The sequence below is a fragment of the Ideonella benzenivorans genome (assembly GCF_020387415.1).
Taxonomy (GTDB): Bacteria; Pseudomonadota; Gammaproteobacteria; order Burkholderiales; family Burkholderiaceae_C; genus Ideonella; species Ideonella benzenivorans.
On record NZ_JAGWCB010000006.1, the window covers coordinates 295,976 to 312,828 of the forward strand.

Annotated in this window: 15 protein-coding genes; 6 read left to right on the forward strand and 9 right to left on the reverse strand. The window is 69.9% G+C overall.

Annotation, left to right across the window (positions count from 1 at the left end; genetic code table 11):
• Window positions 1–2: 2 nt before the first annotated feature.
• Window positions 3–1,064 (reverse strand): aminoglycoside phosphotransferase family protein, encoded by a 1,062-nt coding sequence (locus tag KGA65_RS02235; protein ID WP_225861508.1) that lies wholly within the window; start codon window positions 1,062–1,064, stop codon window positions 3–5.
• Between the two features lie 190 nt (window positions 1,065–1,254).
• Between KGA65_RS02235 and KGA65_RS02240 the strand changes: the two genes are divergently transcribed.
• From KGA65_RS02240 to rsmA, 3 genes are read left to right on the forward strand one after another with little or no spacing between them, the layout of a single operon-like run.
• Window positions 1,255–3,582 (forward strand): LPS-assembly protein LptD, encoded by a 2,328-nt coding sequence (locus KGA65_RS02240; RefSeq protein WP_225861509.1) that lies wholly within the window; start codon window positions 1,255–1,257, stop codon window positions 3,580–3,582.
• Complete coding sequence (locus KGA65_RS02245) at window positions 3,579–4,922, forward strand: peptidylprolyl isomerase (protein WP_225861510.1); 1,344 nt, start codon at window positions 3,579–3,581, stop codon at window positions 4,920–4,922. Before KGA65_RS02240 ends, KGA65_RS02245 begins: the two co-directional genes overlap by 4 nt.
• On the forward strand, window positions 4,919–5,695 hold the full coding sequence (gene rsmA / locus KGA65_RS02250; protein ID WP_225861511.1) for a 16S rRNA (adenine(1518)-N(6)/adenine(1519)-N(6))-dimethyltransferase RsmA: 777 nt from the start codon (window positions 4,919–4,921) through the stop codon (window positions 5,693–5,695). Before KGA65_RS02245 ends, rsmA begins: the two co-directional genes overlap by 4 nt.
• Window positions 5,696–5,931: 236 nt before the next feature.
• Here rsmA and KGA65_RS02255 read toward each other — a convergent pair whose 3' ends face one another.
• The 3 genes from KGA65_RS02255 to KGA65_RS02265 form a co-directional block, all read right to left on the reverse strand.
• Window positions 5,932–6,327, reverse strand: a complete 396-nt coding sequence (locus tag KGA65_RS02255; protein WP_225861512.1) for a barstar family protein — start codon at window positions 6,325–6,327, stop codon at window positions 5,932–5,934.
• 56 nt (window positions 6,328–6,383) lie between these two features.
• A complete protein-coding gene (locus tag KGA65_RS02260) occupies window positions 6,384–6,728 on the reverse strand; it encodes a guanyl-specific ribonuclease (protein ID WP_225861676.1) in 345 nt (114 codons plus the stop codon).
• A 272-nt stretch (window positions 6,729–7,000) separates the two neighbouring features.
• Complete coding sequence (locus KGA65_RS02265) at window positions 7,001–9,295, reverse strand: NADP-dependent malic enzyme (protein WP_225861513.1); 2,295 nt, start codon at window positions 9,293–9,295, stop codon at window positions 7,001–7,003.
• Window positions 9,296–9,454: 159 nt separating this feature from the next.
• Between KGA65_RS02265 and thiL the strand changes: the two genes are divergently transcribed.
• From thiL to KGA65_RS02280, 3 genes are read left to right on the forward strand one after another with little or no spacing between them, the layout of a single operon-like run.
• Window positions 9,455–10,417 carry a thiamine-phosphate kinase gene (thiL, locus tag KGA65_RS02270; RefSeq protein ID WP_225861514.1) on the forward strand — a complete coding sequence of 321 codons (963 nt, stop codon included), beginning with the start codon at window positions 9,455–9,457 and terminating at the stop codon, window positions 10,415–10,417.
• A complete protein-coding gene (locus KGA65_RS02275) occupies window positions 10,414–11,013 on the forward strand; it encodes a phosphatidylglycerophosphatase A family protein (RefSeq protein ID WP_225861515.1) in 600 nt (199 codons plus the stop codon). Before thiL ends, KGA65_RS02275 begins: the two co-directional genes overlap by 4 nt.
• 7 nt (window positions 11,014–11,020) lie before the next feature.
• Window positions 11,021–11,551, forward strand: coding sequence for a CinA family protein (locus KGA65_RS02280; protein ID WP_225861516.1), 531 nt, complete (start codon window positions 11,021–11,023; stop codon window positions 11,549–11,551).
• A 163-nt stretch (window positions 11,552–11,714) separates the two neighbouring features.
• Here KGA65_RS02280 and KGA65_RS02285 read toward each other — a convergent pair whose 3' ends face one another.
• The 5 genes from KGA65_RS02285 to KGA65_RS02305 are packed head-to-tail and all read right to left on the reverse strand — an operon-like array spanning window position 11,715 to window position 16,851.
• Window positions 11,715–11,948, reverse strand: a complete 234-nt coding sequence (locus tag KGA65_RS02285) for a DUF2789 domain-containing protein (RefSeq protein WP_225861517.1) — start codon at window positions 11,946–11,948, stop codon at window positions 11,715–11,717.
• A gap of 55 nt (window positions 11,949–12,003) precedes the next feature.
• Window positions 12,004–13,095 carry a DNA polymerase III subunit delta gene (gene holA / locus KGA65_RS02290; protein WP_225861518.1) on the reverse strand — a complete coding sequence of 364 codons (1,092 nt, stop codon included), beginning with the start codon at window positions 13,093–13,095 and terminating at the stop codon, window positions 12,004–12,006.
• A 10-nt stretch (window positions 13,096–13,105) separates the two neighbouring features.
• Window positions 13,106–13,672, reverse strand: a complete 567-nt coding sequence (locus KGA65_RS02295; protein ID WP_225861519.1) for an LPS-assembly lipoprotein LptE — start codon at window positions 13,670–13,672, stop codon at window positions 13,106–13,108.
• Window positions 13,673–13,683: 11 nt separating this feature from the next.
• Window positions 13,684–16,374: a leucine--tRNA ligase gene (leuS, locus tag KGA65_RS02300; RefSeq protein WP_225861520.1), complete on the reverse strand. Its 2,691-nt coding sequence runs from the start codon at window positions 16,372–16,374 to the stop codon at window positions 13,684–13,686.
• A 39-nt stretch (window positions 16,375–16,413) separates the two neighbouring features.
• Entirely contained in the window at window positions 16,414–16,851 is a 438-nt protein-coding gene (locus tag KGA65_RS02305) for an ExbD/TolR family protein (protein ID WP_225861521.1), read from the reverse strand.
• Window positions 16,852–16,853 lie beyond the last annotated feature (2 nt).

A 16,853-nucleotide genomic window follows, 5' to 3' on the forward strand; every position in this document is an offset into this window, starting at 1 on the left:
CCTCAGCGCAGGCTGAAGGCGGTCGTCGTCAGCGGGCCCGTCAGCGTCTCCAGCAGGGGGATCAGGGGCTTGAGCTCGACATAGCGGTTGGCCACCCGCACCGCGTACTGGAAGAAGCGCGGCAGGTCGGCGCTGTACTTGGGCTTGCCGTCGCGGTGCTTGAGGCGGCAGAAGATGCCCAGCACCTTCAGGTGGCGCTGCAGGCCCATCCACTCCAGCTGGCGCCAGAACTCGCCGAAGTCGGCGTCCACCGGCAGGCCGGCCTTGCGGGCGGCCTCCCAGTAGCGCACCGCCCAGTCGAGCTCGCGTTCCTCGTCCCAGGACAGGAAGGCGTCACGCAGCAGCGAAGCCACGTCGTAGCTGATGGGGCCGCGCACCGCGTCCTGGAAGTCCAGGATGCCGGGGTTGGGTTCGGTCACCATCAGGTTGCGCGGCATCCAGTCGCGGTGCACCGCCACCGTGGGCTGGGCCAGGGCGCTGGCCACCAGCCGGTCGCAGATGCGCTGCCAGCGGGCCTGTTGCTCGGCGGTCCAGGTCACGCCGTACTCGCGCTGCACGCACCACTCGGGAAACAGCGCCAGTTCACGCCGCAGCAGCGCGTCGTCGTAGGGCGGCAAGCTGCTGGCGTCCACCTTGACCTGCCACTGCACCAGCGCGGCCACGGCCTCGCGCATCAGGCGCTCGGCCTGGGCGCCACCATCGGCCTGCACGGCGTCCAGATACAGCGTGCTGCCCAGGTCGGTCAGCAGCAGAAAGCCCTGCGCTGCATCGGCGGCCAGCACCTCGGGGCCGTGCAGGCCTGCGGCCTGGATCAGCCCGGCCACCTGCAGGAAGGGGCGCACGTCCTCCTGGGGCGGCGGCGCGTCCATGATGATGCGCGGCCCCTGGGCCGACTGGATGCGGAAGTAGCGCCGGAAACTGGCGTCGGCCGAGGCCGGCGCCAGCGTTTCGGGCTGCAGGCCGTGGCGGCTCGCCAGCGGGGCCAGCCAGGCCTGGAAGGCGGCCTCACGGGTCGGATCGGCCCAGGTGATGGCGGGGGAAGCGGGGAGGGAAGAGGCACTCATGCGCAGTGCGCCTGCCCTCGGCAGACACCGAGGGGCGGGGCTCATGGATAATCTGCGGGATTCTAATGACGCCCTCCCCGGGCGGCGGCGGCCGAGAGTCCGCGAAGTGCGTTTGTTCCATCCCATGTCCCCTGTTCCTTCCCGCGTGGCGGCGTCCCCGTGTGGGCCGCTGCCTGGCCGCGCACGCCGCTTGAGCCGTGCGCTGATGGCCGCCGGGGTGCTGAGTGCGGGGGCCTTGCTGGCCTTGCCGGCCCGGGCCCAGTCCGGCGCGGCCATCCCGGTGCCCGCGACGCCGGTGCCGGATCCGGCCGCCAGTGCGCCGTTCGGGCAGCTGGTGGCCACCGATGCCCCCAATGGCCCGGCCCAACTGACGGCCAACACCGTGCACAGCGTGCTGGACGGCGAGAGCGTGGCGGTGGGCGAGGTCGAGCTGCGGCGCGGCGGCCTGGTGCTGACTGCCGACCAGCTGCGCTACCTGCAGCCCAGCCAGCTCGCCATCGCCGAAGGGCATGTGACGCTGCGCAACCAGGGGGATCGCTTCACCGGCACGACGGCCCAGTTGCACCTGGACAGCAACGCCGGCACGGTGGCGCAGCCGACCTACTTCTTCGGCCGCACCCAGGCGGGTGGGCAGGCCGCCCGCATCGATTTCGACAGTCCCCAGCGCTTGCACGCCTACGACGCCAGCTACAGCAGCTGCCGCCCCGGCGATGGACAGCAGCCCGACTGGGAGCTGCGCATGGACCAGCTCGACCTGGACTTCGACCAGAACGAAGGCCTGGCCAGGGGCGCGGTGCTGCATTTTCTGGGGGTGCCCATCCTGGCGGCGCCGGTGATGAGCTTCCCGGCCACGGCCGCGGCCAAGAGCGGCCTGCTGGCGCCGACCTTCAACATCGACTCACGCGGCGGCTTCGAGTACGGGCAGCCCTACTACTGGCGCCTGGCTCCCAATTACGACCTGACCCTGGGGCCGGTCCTGTCCACCCGGCGTGACGCCGCGCTGCTGGGCGAGTTCCGTTACCTGGGGGCGCACGACAGCGGGCGCATCGCCGCGCATTACCTGCCGTTCGACCGCACCATCGACCACCAGCGTTACTCGGTGCAGGCCGAGCACTACGGCGACGATGGCGACGGGCTGCGCTACGAGCTGTCCTACCGCGACGCCTCGGACGACCGCTACTGGAAGGATTTCTCCGGGATGTTGTCCACGCCCACGCCGCGGCTGCTGTCGCAGGCGGCCGGGGTGGCCAAGCAGTGGGCCCTGGACCGGGGCGACGTCACGCTGTACGCCCGCGCTCAGGGCTGGCGCACCTTGCAGGATCCGGACAACCCCATCGTCGTGCCCTACGAGCGCGCACCCCAGTTGGGGCTGCAGCTGAACCTGGGCTTGATGCAGGGCATCGATTTCTCGCTCGAGACCGAGGCCAACCGCTTCGTGCTGGCCGACCGGACGGCCGACGACAACCGGCCCGAGGGCAACCGGGGGCATCTGTTGGCCGCCGTGTCGCGCCGGTTCGACAACGGCTGGGGTTGGCTGACGCCCAAGGCGTCGCTCAACTACGCCAGCTATTCGCTGGACCAGCCGATGAGCAACGGCCGCCAGCATGCCAGCCGGGGCATCCCGACCTTCAGCCTGGACAGCGGCCTGCGCATGGCGCGCGACGTCTCCTGGTTTGGCGCCGGCCTGACCCAGACGCTGGAGCCGCGGCTGCACTATGTGTTCACCCCTTACCGGGACCAGTCGCTGCTGCCGGAGTTCGACACCGCGGCGAGCGACTTCAACTCGATGTCCATCTACCAGGACAACGAGTTCACCGGCATCGACCGGGTCAGCGACGAGCACCAGGTGACGGTCGGGGCGACCACCCGTTTCCTGGACGACCAGTCCGGCATCGAGCGGCTGCGTTTTGGCGCGGCCCAGCGTTTCCAGTTCCGCGACCAGCGCCTGACTGCCAGCGGCACGCCCAGCACCAAGCGGGCCTCGGACCTGCTGCTGTTCGCCTCCGGCCAGCTCACGCCGGCCTGGAGCATGGACACCATGCTGCAGTACAACTCGGACATCCACAGCTCCGAGCGGACGATCCTGTCGACGCGCTACAGCCCGGGGCCGTTCCAGACGATCGCCGGCACCTACCGCTACACCCGCGGCAGCAGCGAGCAGTTTGAGCTGGGCGTCCAGTGGCCGCTCTACCGCGGCGGCGGCACCGGCTCCTCGGGCCGCTGCCAGGGTACCTTGTACGGCGTCGGGCGGGTCAACTACAGCATGAAGGACCAGAAGGTCACCGATTCGGTGGCCGGCATCGAGTACGACGCCGGCTGCTGGATCCTGCGTGTGGTCAACAGCCGGCAGTCCACCGGCCAGAGCGAAGCCACCCAGCGCTGGATGATCCAGCTGGAGCTGGTCGGCCTGTCCAGCCTGGGGACCAACCCGCTGCAGGTCCTGAAGGACAATATCCCCGGTTACCGGCTGCTGCGCGATGAGGGCGCGGGCCTGTCCCCCACTTCCGAGACCCCATGAGCGCATTTCCCCGTCCTGTTTTCCGCGTGCTGGCCCTGGCGGCCGCGTTGGCCTTCCCGCATGCGGCCGTGCTGGCGCAGACGGCGGCCCGGGCCGCTGCCACGGCAACGCCCCCCAAGACGGCCGACTACATCGTCGCAGTCGTCAACAGCGAGCTGGTCACCGAGGTCGAGGTCCAGCAGCGCATGAGCCAGATCGCGGCCGAGGCGCAGCGCAACCAGGCGCCGGTGCCCGACGCCGCCGCCCTGCGCCAGCAGGCCGTGGATGCGCTGGTCAACGAACGGCTGCAGATCAGCGCGGCCCGCGACAGCGGGCTGAAGGTCGATGACGCCGAGCTGGACCGGGCGGTCGAGAACATCGCCTCCATGAACAAGCTGAGCGTGGCCCAGCTGCGCCAGCGCCTGCGCCAGGACGGGTTGGACTACGGCACCTTCCGCAGCAATCTGCGCGACCAGATCCTGGCGCAGCGCATCCGTGAGCGCGAGGTGCAAAGCCGCATCAAGGTCAGCGACGGCGAGATCGAGGATTACCTGACCGCCCAGCGCGGCAACCAGGCCAGCCGGCTGGAGCTGAACATCGCCCAGGTCCTGGTGCGGGTGCCCGAGGGGGCCAGCGACGCGGTGGTGGCCGAGAAGAAGGCCCGCATCGAGCAGGCCCAGGCCCGTCTCAAGGCGGGTGAGCCCTTCGCCGTGGTGGCCAAGGACATGTCGGAAGACAGCAACCGCGAGCGCGGCGGCGAGATCGGCGGTCGGGCGATGGACCGGTTGCCGGACCTGTTCGTTAACGCCGTGCGCTTCCTGCCGGTGGGCGGCGTGACGCCGCAGCCGCTGCGCAGCGGCGCAGGCTTCCACCTGCTCAAGCTGCTGTCGCGGGCGGAATCGAATCCAGGCGAGGTCACCCAGACGCGGGCGCGCCACATCCTGTTGCGGCCCTCGGCCCAGCTGTCGGTCGAGGATGCGCAACGCCGGCTGTCGGACTTCCGCGGCCAGATCCTGGCCGGCAAGGCCCGTTTCGAGGACCTGGCGCGGGAGTATTCCGAAGACGGCAGCGCCGCCGCCGGGGGGGATCTGGGTTGGACCTCGCCGGGCTCCTTCGTGCCGGAGTTCGAGAGCGCGATGAACGCGCTGCCCAAGGGCGGCATCTCGCAGCCGGTCGTGTCGCGCTTTGGCGTGCACCTGATCCAGGTGCTGGACCGGCGCGACGTGCAGGTCAGTCCCGAGCAGCTGCGCAGCCAGGCGCGCGCGGTGCTGAGCGAGCGCAAGTACAACGACGCCTACACCGCCTGGCTCGACGAGCTGCGCAGCCACGCTTTCATTGAGATGCGTGAGCCCCCGCTGTGAGTGCCGGCACCGGCCACCACGCGCGCAAGCGCTTCGGCCAACACTTCCTGACCGACACCGCGCTGATCGATGACATCGTCCGCGCCATCGACCCGCACCCGGGCCAGCCGCTGGTCGAGATCGGCCCTGGCCTGGGCGCGCTGACCGAGCCGGTGCTGGCGCGCTGCCAGCACCTGACCGTGATCGAACTGGACCGCGACCTGGCCGCCCGCCTGCGCAAGCGGGGCGATGTGGACGTGGTCGAGGCCGACGTGCTGACGGTGGATTTCGGCGCCCTGGCCGAGCGCCTGGGCGGCAAGCTGCGCGTGATCGGCAACCTGCCCTACAACATCTCCAGCCCCATCCTGTTCCACCTGCTGCCCTGGGCGGACCGGGTGGAAGACCAGCATTTCATGCTGCAGAAGGAGGTGGTGGACCGCATGGCCGCGACGCCGGGCCACAAGGCCTATGGCCGCCTGTCGGTGATGCTGCAGTGGCGCTACCACATCGAGGCGCTGCTGGATGTGCCGCCCGAGTCCTTCGACCCGCCGCCGCGGGTCGATTCGGCGGTGGTGCGCATGCTGCCCTGGCCGTCGACCGCGCAGCTGGACCTGCCCCGCTTCGAGCAGATGGTGCAGGTGGCCTTCTCGCAGCGGCGCAAGCTGCTGCGCCACTCGCTGGGCCGCTGGCTGGACGAGCAGGGCTTTGGCGGCAGCTTCGACCTGCAGCGCCGGGCCGAGGAAGTGCCGGTGGCGGAGTACGTCGCCCTGGCGCAGGTCCTGCCCCAGGCCTGAGGCTGCGCCAAGACAAACGGCCCGCTTCAGCGGGCCGTTTGTGGCGCGGTGGATGGACGCTGTGGCAGCCGCTCAGGCTGCGTCGCGCCACATCGCGGTGTCGAAGGCACTGCACATCATCGGCATGTTCATGCCGAAGTTGGGGTTGGTGCCTGCTTTGGTGCTGGCCTTGGTGGCCGGCTTCGTGGGGGCCGTTTCAGCAGCCCGCTCCCATGACCCGTTTTCTTGGGAGCGGGCTACTGAAAAGAATAGAAACATCGGAACGGGACCTTGCGGTCGGCCCAGAAGTCCGCGGCATCCCGGAACACGTCCAGCAACTGCTCGCGCGACTCGCGGTCGAACTTGCCGTTGTCCGGGATGTGCTCCAGCACCACCACGAAGCCCGGTTGCGCGCCCGACTTGTTGACCAGATCGGTCATGCAGTCGTAGAGCGCATCCAGGTTCTTGCCGAAGTGCTGCGGGAACAGGAACGAGGTCGCAATGGTCTCCAGCACATCCTGCTTGGACTGGGCATCGGTCAGATTGGCGAACAGAAAGTGCTGGCCCGATTCCTGGGCCGCGCGCATCAGGTCGTCGACCCGATAGGCGCGTATCGCCTGCACGATGTTGGGACGGACTGACTGCAGCAGCATGGTCGCGTTCCTCCTGTGGTCAAAAAAAGCCGGACCGGCTTCCAGGGCGTGTGTCATCAGGGCAGCACACGCCGGAAGCTGGCGTAATGATCATCTGTGTAAAAACAGGCGTCGGGGTTCCGTGGTTGACGTCCGCCGCACACCAGACGCCGGGCACCGCGGTCGCGCGCGCCCGGTGTGGGCACGGTGTACTCGCGGTAGTAGCCCCGGGGTTGGCGCGGCAGGATGCGTTCACGGTTGCCGAACACGATGCCGTCTTTTTCGTAAGGGAAGGGGCCGCCTGCACGGACCAGACGCTCGGTGATCTGGGCCTGGCGGGGCAGATCGGCCAGCGCCACCGTGGGCAGCACCGAGGCGACTGCGGGGGCCGTTTCACGGGCCCAGACGGCGGCCGGTGTCATTCCCCCCAGGCCCGCCAGGGCCAGGACGCCGACCGAGAGGGCCAGCCAGGCACGCTTCCAGCACAGCCCGGCTGCCGCGACGCGGCCCTTCTTGTCGAAGGACTGCCCCACCGAATCCGGACTGGACGAAACCACGGGTTTACCCTGAAAGCCTAAACCACAATCGTAGCCGATTGGCAGAAATACCACAAGTCCGCTGCCCGAAAAACGTGCAACGGAGGGTTTTGTGAGTAGGGGCTCGCTTTTGTGCTAGCCCTTGCGGTGGCGGGTGTTCAGCGGGCGGCGTTGGCGTCGGCCACGGTCAGGGCCGTCATGTTGACGATGCGGCGCACGGTGGCCGACGGGGTCAGGATGTGCACCGGCTGGGCCGCGCCCAGCAGCATCGGGCCGATGGCGATGCCGCCACCGGCGGCGGTCTTCAGCAGGTTGTAGCTGATGTTGGCGGCATCGATGTTGGGCAGCACCAGCAGGTTGGCTTCGCCCTTCAGGGTGCTGCGGGGCATCAGTTCGGCACGGTATTCGGCGTCCAGTGCCGCATCGCCGTGCATTTCGCCGTCGATCTCCAGCCAGGGCGCCTGTTGCTGCACCAGGGCCAGGGTCTCGCGCATCTTCACCGCCGAGGGCTGGCAGCTGCTGCCGAAGTTGCTGTGCGAGAGCAGGGCGGCCTTGGGCTGGATGCCGAAGCGCCGCATCTCCTCGGCCGCCAGGATGGTGATCTCGGCCAGTTGCTCGGCCGTGGGGTCGTAGTTGACGTGGGTGTCCACCAGGAAGACCTGGCGGTTGGGCAGCATCAGGCCGTTCATGCAGGCGAAGTTCTTCACCCCGGCGCGGCGGCCGATGACGGATTCGATGTGCGCCAGGTGCATCGCGGTGGTGCCCCAGGTGCCGCAGATCATGCCGTCCACCTCGCCCTTGTGCAGCAGCATGCTGGAAATCAGCGTCAGGCGGCGGCGCATTTCGATCTTGGCGAACTGCTCGGTGACGCCCTTGCGCTCCATCATCTGGTGGTAGGTCTGCCAGAAGTCGCGGTAGCGGCGGTCGTCGTCGATGTTGACGATCTCGTAGTCGCGGCCCTCTTCCAGGCGCAGGCCCAGCTTCTCGATGCGGGTGCGGATGATGTGGGCGCGGCCCACCAGCACCGGCCGGGCCAGGCCCTCGTCGGCCACCACCTGCACCGCGCGCAGCACACGGCGGTCCTCACCCTCGGCAAAGGCCACGCGCTTGGCCTTGGCCTTCTTGGCCACCGAAAAGATCGGCTTCATCAGCGTGCCCGAGGCATAGACGAAGCTCTGCAGCTTCTCCTCGTAGGCCACCATGTCGGCGATCGGCCGCGTGGCCACGCCCGAGGCCATCGCCGCCTCGGCCACCGCCGGGGCGATCTGGATCATCAGCCGCGGGTCGAAGGGCTTGGGAATCAGGTATTCCGGGCCGAAGGACAGCGTGGTGCCGGCATAGGCCGAGGCCACCACGTCGCTCTGCTCGGCCTGGGCCAGCTCGGCGATCGCCCGCACCGCCGCGATCTCCATCTCGTCGTTGATGGTGCTGGCACCGCAGTCCAGCGCACCGCGGAAGATGTAGGGGAAGCACAGGACGTTGTTGACCTGGTTGGGGTAGTCGGTGCGGCCGGTGGCCATGATGGCGTCGTCGCGCACCGCCTTGACCTCCTCGGGCATGATTTCCGGCGTCGGGTTGGCCAGCGCGAAGATCAGCGGCTGGGTCGCCATGCTGGCCACCATGTCGGCTTTCAGCACACCGCCCGCCGACAGGCCCAGGAAGATGTCCGCGCCGGCGATGGCCTCGCGCAGGCTGCGGTGCGGCGTGTCCTGGGCGAACAGCGCCTTGTCCGGGTCCATCAGCTCGGTGCGGCCCTTGTAGACCACGCCGGCCAGGTCGGTGACGTAGATGTTCTCGCGCGGCAGGCCCAGCTTCACCAGCAGGTTCAGGCAGGCCAGCGCGGCCGCGCCAGCGCCCGACGACACCAGCTTGACCTGCTTGATGTCCTTGCCGACCACCTTCAGGCCGTTGAGCAGGGCGGCGCCCACCACGATGGCGGTGCCGTGCTGGTCGTCGTGGAAGACGGGGATCGACAGGCGCTCGCGCAGTTTGCGCTCGACGTAGAAACAGTCCGGCGCCTTGATGTCTTCCAGGTTGATGCCGCCGAAGGTGGGCTCCAGGGCGGCAATGATGTCGACCAGCTTGTCCAGGTCGTTCTCGGCCACCTCCAGGTCGAAGACGTCGATGCCGGCGAACTTCTTGAACAGCACACCCTTGCCTTCCATCACCGGCTTGGAGGCCAGCGGGCCGATGTTGCCCAGGCCCAGCACGGCGGTGCCGTTGGAGACCACGGCCACCAGGTTGCCGCGGCTGGTGTAGCGGAAGGCGTTGGCCGGGTCCTCGACGATCTCCTCGCAGGCCGCGGCCACGCCGGGCGAGTAGGCCAGGGCCAGATCGCGCTGGTTGACCAGCTGCTTGGTCGCGCTGATGGCAACCTTGCCCGGGGTCGGGAACTCGTGGTACTCCAGTGCGGCACGGCGCAGCTGGGCTTGGCGTTCTTCGGCAGTGGACATCGCGGCGTTCCTTGGTCTCGTGTGCCCCGGCTGGGTGCAGGGAATCCCAAATTGTAGAAGGCCAGGTCGCCATGCGAAAAACCGGCCCCCTGGGCCGCCTGGCATCGCTCGCCATCATCGCGGCAGAGGGCCGTTCTGTCGGCTGCGACAATCCCTGCCATGGCCCTGGGCGAATTCGAACTCATCGACCGTTTTTTCCGCCGTCCGGTGCGGCGCGCCGTGCTCGGCGTGGGGGATGACTGCGCACTGTTGCAGCCGCGTCCCGGCATGCAGCTGGCCGTCTCGACCGACCTGCTGGTGGAGGGGCGGCACTTCCTCTCGACCGTCGACCCCGTGCGGCTGGGGCACAAGGCGCTGGCGGTCAACCTGAGCGATCTGGCCGCCTGTGGCGCCGAGCCACTGGCCTTCACGCTGAGCCTGTCGATGCCCCGGCCGGATGAGCGTTTCCTGGCGCCTTTTGCCGAGGGCCTGCTGGCGCTGGCCGACCGCCATGCCATCGAGCTGGTGGGGGGCGACACCACGGCCGGGCCGCTCACCATCGGCATCACCGTGATGGGCGAGGTGCCGGCCGGCCAGGCCCTGCGCCGCAGCGGGGCCCGGGCGGGCGACGCGCTGTGGGTCAGTGGCTGGCCTGGCGAGGCCCGGCTGGCGCTGGAGGTGTTCCGCGGCACCCTGTCGCTGCCGGAGGTGGATTTCAACGCCGCCCGCCGGGCGATGGAACAGCCCGAGCCGCGCGTGGCGCTGGGCCTGGCCTTGCGCGGCGTGGCGAGCGCGGCCATCGACGTCAGCGACGGCCTGCTGGGCGACCTGGGCCATGTGCTGAAGGCCTCTGGCGTCGGGGCGGCGCTGAGCCTGGCCGATTTTCCACGTCGCCCGCTGCTGGCGCGTCAGCCCGCGGCGGTGCAGCGCATGGCCTGGCTGACCGGCGGCGACGATTACGAACTGCTGTTCACTGCGCCGCCGGCAGCGGCCGATGCCGTGCAGGCGGCATCCGCCCAGGCCGGGGTGCCGGTGCACCGCATCGGCCGCATCACCGCCGAGCCCGGCCTGCAGGTTCGGGACGAAACGGGCGCAGCGCTGGACCTGGCGGGTTGGGCCGCCTTTGATCACTTCAGGACATGAGCATCACCGATCCGCAGGACGGCGTCTCCGACGCCCGCGTCCTCGCCGAAACCACCCGCACGGGCCTGGACCCCGCCGCGGCCCAGCCGCCGGTGCGGCCGGGCGTCTGGCTGCTGGGGCGCTCGCCCCTGCACTGGGTCTCGCTGGCCATGGGCAGTGGCCTGTCGCCGGTGGCGCCGGGCACCATGGGCACGCTGTGGGCCTGGCTGGCCTGGCGGCTGCTGGACCCGTGGCTGAGCACGCCGGCCTGGGCGATCGTGCTGGGGGTCGGCTTCTTCGCCGGCTGGTGGGCCTGCACCGCCACCGCCCGCGCGCTGCGGGTGGCCGACCCGTCCTGCGTGGTCTGGGACGAGGTGCTGGCCTTCTGGATCATCCTGTGGGTCGTGATGCCCGCCAGCTTCGGCCTGCAGCTGGCCGCCTTCGTGCTGTTCCGTCTGTTCGACATGGTGAAGGTCGGGCCGGTGGGCTGGGCCGATCGCCTGTTCAAGCTCGCCCCCGGTCAGATGCCGGGCTGGGCGCAGGGCTTCGGCATCCTGTTCGACGACCTGGTGGCGGCGCTGTGCGCGCTGTTGGTGCTGGCCCTCTGGCAGGCCTGAGGACGCGATGGACACCTTGCTGACCGATGCCGCCGCGCTGCAGGCGGCCCTGGGCCCCCTGGGCGACACGCTGCGGGCCCAGGGTTGGCGCCTGGCCACGGCCGAGAGCTGCACCGGCGGGCTGATCGCTGCGCTGTGCACCAGCGTGGCCGGTTCCAGCGACTGGTTCGACCGCGGGTTCGTGACCTACAGCAATGCCGCCAAGACGGCCCAACTGGGCGTGCCGGCGCCATTGATTGCGGCCGAGGGCGCCGTCAGCCAGCCGGTGGCCGAGGCCATGGCCCTGGGCGCGCTGGCCCACAGCGAGGCCCAACTGGCGGTGGCCGTCACCGGCATTGCCGGCCCCGGCGGCGCGGTGCCGGGCAAGCCTGTGGGCACCGTGTGGCTGGCCCTGGCCCGCCGTGGCACTGGCGTGGCGCCCGAGGTCGTCAGCCGGCTGCTGTCGCTGCCGGGGGATCGCACGGCGGTGCGCTCGGCCACCGTGGCCGCCGCGTTGCAGGCGCTGCAGCGCGCCGCGCAGGGCCTGTTGCAGGCTTGAGCGGGCGGCGGCGACGCCGGTTCAGAAGTCGCCGTGCAGGCCCAGGTTGTGCCGCCGGGCCGAACCACCGTGCCAGACGGCGCGGCTGCGCTGGGTTTGCCTGGCGTTCTGGACCGTGTCGTCGCCGAAGGCGCTGTACGGGCGCCCTTCGGGGCGGGCCCGTTCAGCGGCAGAGCCGTTCGCAGAGCTGGTCGGCGGGTTCGGCCCAGTCGGCGTCGTCGGCAATGGCCTGGCGCAGGAAAGCCGCCTGGGACGGCGTCCAGACCGTCGCCTCCGGCAGGGCGCAGCCCTGGGCGTCGCAGCGGTGGGCGGCGATCCAGGCCTCGATCTCCTCGGGCGAGGACGGCAGGCCCAGTTGCTTGAAGAGTTCGCTCAGCGGGTGGAAGGTGGCGTCCATGGCAGATCCTCCGTCGGGAGCGGGCAGTGTCGCACGCTGGCGACGGACCGGCGTGTCAGGCGGGCAGGGTCAACCGGGCCGGCACCGGCTGGCCGCGGCGCGGCGGCGTGGCCACCGTGTCCAGCATCATCAGCACCAGGCGGCGCAGGCCGTCCCAGGCGTCTTCCGGCCACGCGGGGTGGCGCAGGCCCTTGACCAGGCCGTCGCAGACGCTGGCGGCTTCGACCAGCGCCGTCAGCCGGGTGTCGTCCAGACCGGGCAGCACCCGCTCGAACAGGCGCTCTTTCTCGCCCCAGACGCGGGCCTCGCGCAGGGCCATGGGCAGCGGCTTGCCATCGGCCATCGCCGCGCGGGCACGGGCCAGGGCGCGGATGTCGTCGGCCAGCGTCCAGTGCACCAGCACGGCCGCCTCGCCCTCGGCCTTCAGGCCGTCGAGCATGCGCAAGGCCCGGCCGGCCTGACCGGCCAGCACGGCCGCGCCCAGCTTGAACACGTCGTAACGGGCCACGTCCAGCACGGCTTCTTCGATCTGGGCGAAATCCAGCTCGCCCGCCGGGTAGAGCAGGGCCAGCTTCTGCAGTTCCTGGTGCGCGGCCAGCAGGTTGCCCTCGACCCGGTCGGCAAAGAAGGCCAGGGCCTGCTGACCGGCCTCGCCGACGGGCACGCGCTGGCCCTGGGCGGCCAGGCGCTGGGCGATCCAGGCCGGTAGCTGGTGGCGTTCCACCGGATCCACCCGCACCGTGACGCCAGCCCGGTCCAGGGCCTGGAACCAGGCGCCCTGCAGCTGCTGGCGGTCCAGCCGGGGCAGGTGCACCAGGGTCAGCACGCCCTCGGGCAGCCGCTCGCAGTATTGCTGCAGCGCGGCCGAGCCGTCCTTGCCCGGTTTGCCGGAGGGGATGCGGATCTCGATCAGCTTCTGGTCGGCGAACAGGCCCATGGACTGGGCCGCGCCCAGCACCCCGCTCCAGTCGAAGTGGGCGCCGCTGACGGTGAAGACCTGGCGTTCGCTGTAGCCGGCGGCCCGGGCGGCGGCGCGCACCGCATCGCCGGCCTCCTGGGCCAGCAAGGCCTCGTCGCCGTGGACGGTGTAGAGCGGCTTGAGCCCGCGGGCGAGCTGCGAGGCCAACTGGTCGGCGCGCACCTGCATCGCGCGCGCCTCAGGGGGCCGACGGGGCCGAGGCCGCGGCGCTGGCCGTCGAGGCGGCCGGCAGCGGGGGCAGCGGTTTGTGCGCGGCCACCACCAGCATGCGCAGGACCTGCTGGGCGAGGTCGTCGCGCATCTCCTGCAGCAGGCTGGCTTCCTCGGTCTGCTTGGCCAGGGCGTTGGTTTCGTTGTAGCTCAGGTCGCGCTCGCGCTGCAGTTCGGTGTCGCCCAGCAGCACCCGGCCGTCCGGCCGGCTGAGCCGGAAGCGCAGCTGCACCCGCAGGCGGAATTCACGCACCTGGCCGGCCGTGGTCGAGGCGGCCACGATGCGGTAGGTGCGGTCATCCAGCGCGGTCAGCACCACCTCGGCCTGGGCCGGGCTGTCCACGACCACGGCCGAAGTGGGCAGCGCAGCGCGCAGGGCGGCTTCCATCGGCGAGCGGGCCTGGAAGCCCACCAGTGCGATGCGGGTGTAGGGCAGCTCGGGCGGGCGGCGCAGCGCAAAGCCGCAACCGGCCAGCGCGGCCACCAGCGAGAGGCTGACCAAGCCTTGCAGCAGGCGGCGACGGGGGGGCGTCATGGGCACCGGCCTCAGACCACCACGTTGACCAGACGGCCCGGCACCACGATCACCTTCTTGGGCGGCTTGCCCTCGGTGAACTTGGCCAGCTCCGGGTCGGCCAGTGCGGCCACGGCGGCCGCTTCGATGGTTGCCTTGTCGGCCGTGGCGGACACCTTCACCGCACCGCGCAACTTGCCGTTGATCTGCAGCACCAGCTCGATCTCGTCCTGCACCAGCGCGGCCTCGTCCACCTGCGGCCAGGGCGCGTCCAGCAGGTCACCCAGCATGGCGGCATAACCCAGCTCGGTCCACAGGCCGTGGGTGATGTGCGGGCAGGCGGGGTAGAGGGCGCGCAGCAGCACCGAGTAGCCTTCGCGCAGCACGGCGGTGTCGCCGGCCGAGCCGTCGGGCTTGAAGCCCTCCAGCGCGTTGAGCAGCTTCATGCAGCCCGACACCACGGTGTTGTACTGCATGCGCTCGTAGTCGGACGAGACCTGCTTGAGCACCAGGTGCACTTCGCGGCGCAGGACCTTGGCCGGGGCCGACAGGGCGGCGAAATCGCTGCCAGCGGCCTTCAGCAGTTCGCTGTGCTTGGCCGCGAAGCCCCAGACCCGCTTGAGGAAGCGGTGCGCGCCTTCCACGGCGGCGTCGTTCCACTCCAGCGTCTGCTCGGGCGGGCTGGCGAACATCACGAACAGGCGCGCGGTGTCGGCGCCGTAGGTGTTGATCAGGTCCTGCGGATCCACGCCGTTGTTCTTCGACTTGGACATCGTGCCGATGCCCTGGTAGTCGATCGGCGTGCCGGCGGGCAGATCGCCCTTGGCGTCCTTCAGCTTGGCGCCGACGACCTTGCCACCGGCGTCCAGCACGTTCTCCACCTCGTGCGGCCAGAAGTACTCGATGCCGCCCTTGTCGGTGCGGCGCGAGTAGATGTGGTTGAGCACCATGCCCTGGGTGAGCAGCTTGGTGAAGGGCTCGCTGACCTCGACCAGCTTCAGGTCGCGCATCACCTTGGTCCAGAAGCGGGCGTACAGCAGGTGCAGGATCGCGTGCTCGATGCCGCCGATGTACTGGTCCATCGGCATCCAGTACTTGGCGCCCTCGGCCACCATCGCGTCCGGGTTGGTCGGGTCGCAATAGCGCATGAAGTACCAGGACGAATCGATGAAGGTGTCCATCGTGTCTGTCTCGCGGCGGGCCGGCTTGCCGCAGCAGGGGCAGGGCACGTTCAGGAAGGACGCGCACTTGTTCAGCGGGTTGCCGCTGCCGTCGGGGATCAGGTCCTCGGGCAGCACCACCGGCAGGTCCTGCTCGGGCACCGGCACGGCGCCGCAATCGTCGCAGTGGATGATGGGGATGGGCGTGCCCCAGTAGCGCTGGCGGCTGATGCCCCAGTCGCGCAGGCGCCAGGTGGTCTTCTTCTCGCCCAGGCCACGGGCAACCAAGAGTTCAGCCACCTTGCCGACCGCCGCCTTGTGGCCCAGGCCATCGAGTTCACCGGAGTTCACGCAGACGCACTTCTGCTTGTCGCCGTACCACTCCTGCCAGGCCTCGGTGGAGAAGGTCTCGCCGTCGACGGCGACGACCTGCCGGATGGCCAGGCCGTACTTCTGGGCGAAGGCGAAGTCGCGTTCGTCGTGCGCCGGCACGCCCATCACCGCGCCGTCGCCGTAGCTCATCAGCACATAGTTGCCGACCCAGACCTCGACCTGGGCGCCGGTCAGCGGGTGGGTGACGAACAGGCCGGTCGGGCGGCCTTCCTTTTCCTTCAGGGCCAGCTCGGCCTCGGTCGTGCCACCCTTCTTGCACTCTTCGATGAAGGCGGCCAGCTCGGCATTGCCGGCGGCGGCATGGGTGGCCAGCGGGTGCTCCGGCGCCACGGCGCAGAAGGTCACGCCCATGATGGTGTCGGCGCGCGTGGTGAAGACGTAGAGCTTGCCGTCCTGGATCAGCGTGCCCGAGGCGTCGCGGATCTCGTGCGGGAAGGCGAAGCGCACGCCCTCGCTCTTGCCGATCCAGTTCTCCTGCATCAGGCGCACGCGCTCGGGCCAGCCCGACAGGTAGTTCGGGTCCTCGGGGTTGGCCACCGCGCTCAGCAGCTCGTCGGCGTACTTCACGATGTTCAGGTAGTAGCCGGGGATCTCGCGCTTCTCGACCGGCGCGCCCGAGCGCCAGCCCTTGCCGTCGATCACCTGCTCGTTGGCCAGCACGGTCTGGTCCACCGGGTCCCAGTTGACGACCTGGGTGCGGCGCTCGGCGATGCCCGCCTTGAGCATCTGCAGGAACAGCCACTGGTTCCACTTGTAGTAGCTGGGCTGGCAGGTGGCGACCTCGCGCGACCAGTCGATGGCCAGGCCCATGGCCTGCATCTGGCCCTTCATGTAGGCGATGTTCGAGTAGGTCCACTGCGCCGGCGGCGTCTTGCCCTTCATGGCGGCGTTCTCGGCCGGCAGGCCGAAGGCGTCCCACCCCATGGGCATCAGCACGTTGAAGCCCTTCATCCGCAGCTGACGGGTCAGCATGTCGTTGATGGTGTAGTTGCGCACATGGCCCATGTGCAGCTTGCCCGAGGGGTAGGGCAGCATGGAGCAGGCGTAGAACTTGGGCTTGAGCTGGCCCTGGCTGTCGCGCGCGCCCTCGGTGACGCGGTAGGCGTCCAGCGCGTTCCAGTGCGCTTGGGCAGCGGTTTCGACCTCGGCGGGGACGTATTTCTCGTTCATCCCCGGATTGTAGGAGCGGCGCCCGCTCCCGGGCCGGGCTCAGGGGCCGGCTGGCGGATCTGTCGGGGTGCCGCTGGTGACGAAGCCGATGCGCGAGAGGCCGGCGTCCTGCAGCAGGCCGATCAGTTCGGCCACCCGACCGTAGGGCACGCTCTGGTCGGCGCGCAGCTGCACCTCGGTCTCCGGGCTGCGCTGGGCTGCGGCCTTGGCCTGTTCGGTCAGGTGCACGGCGTCGATCTTCTGGTCCTGCAGGTAGAGCTGCCCGCCAGGATCGACCGAGATGGCCAGCACGGTGGTGCTGTCGCTGGGGGCGGCACCCTGGGCCTTGGGCAGGTTCAGGCGCAGGCTGCTGGCCATCAGCGGCGCGGTGATGATGAAGATCACCAGCAGCACCAGCATCACGTCGATCAGCGGCGTCATGTTGATGTCGCTCATCGGCTTGGGGGCCGGCTGGCGGGTCAGGCGTCCGAAGGCCATCG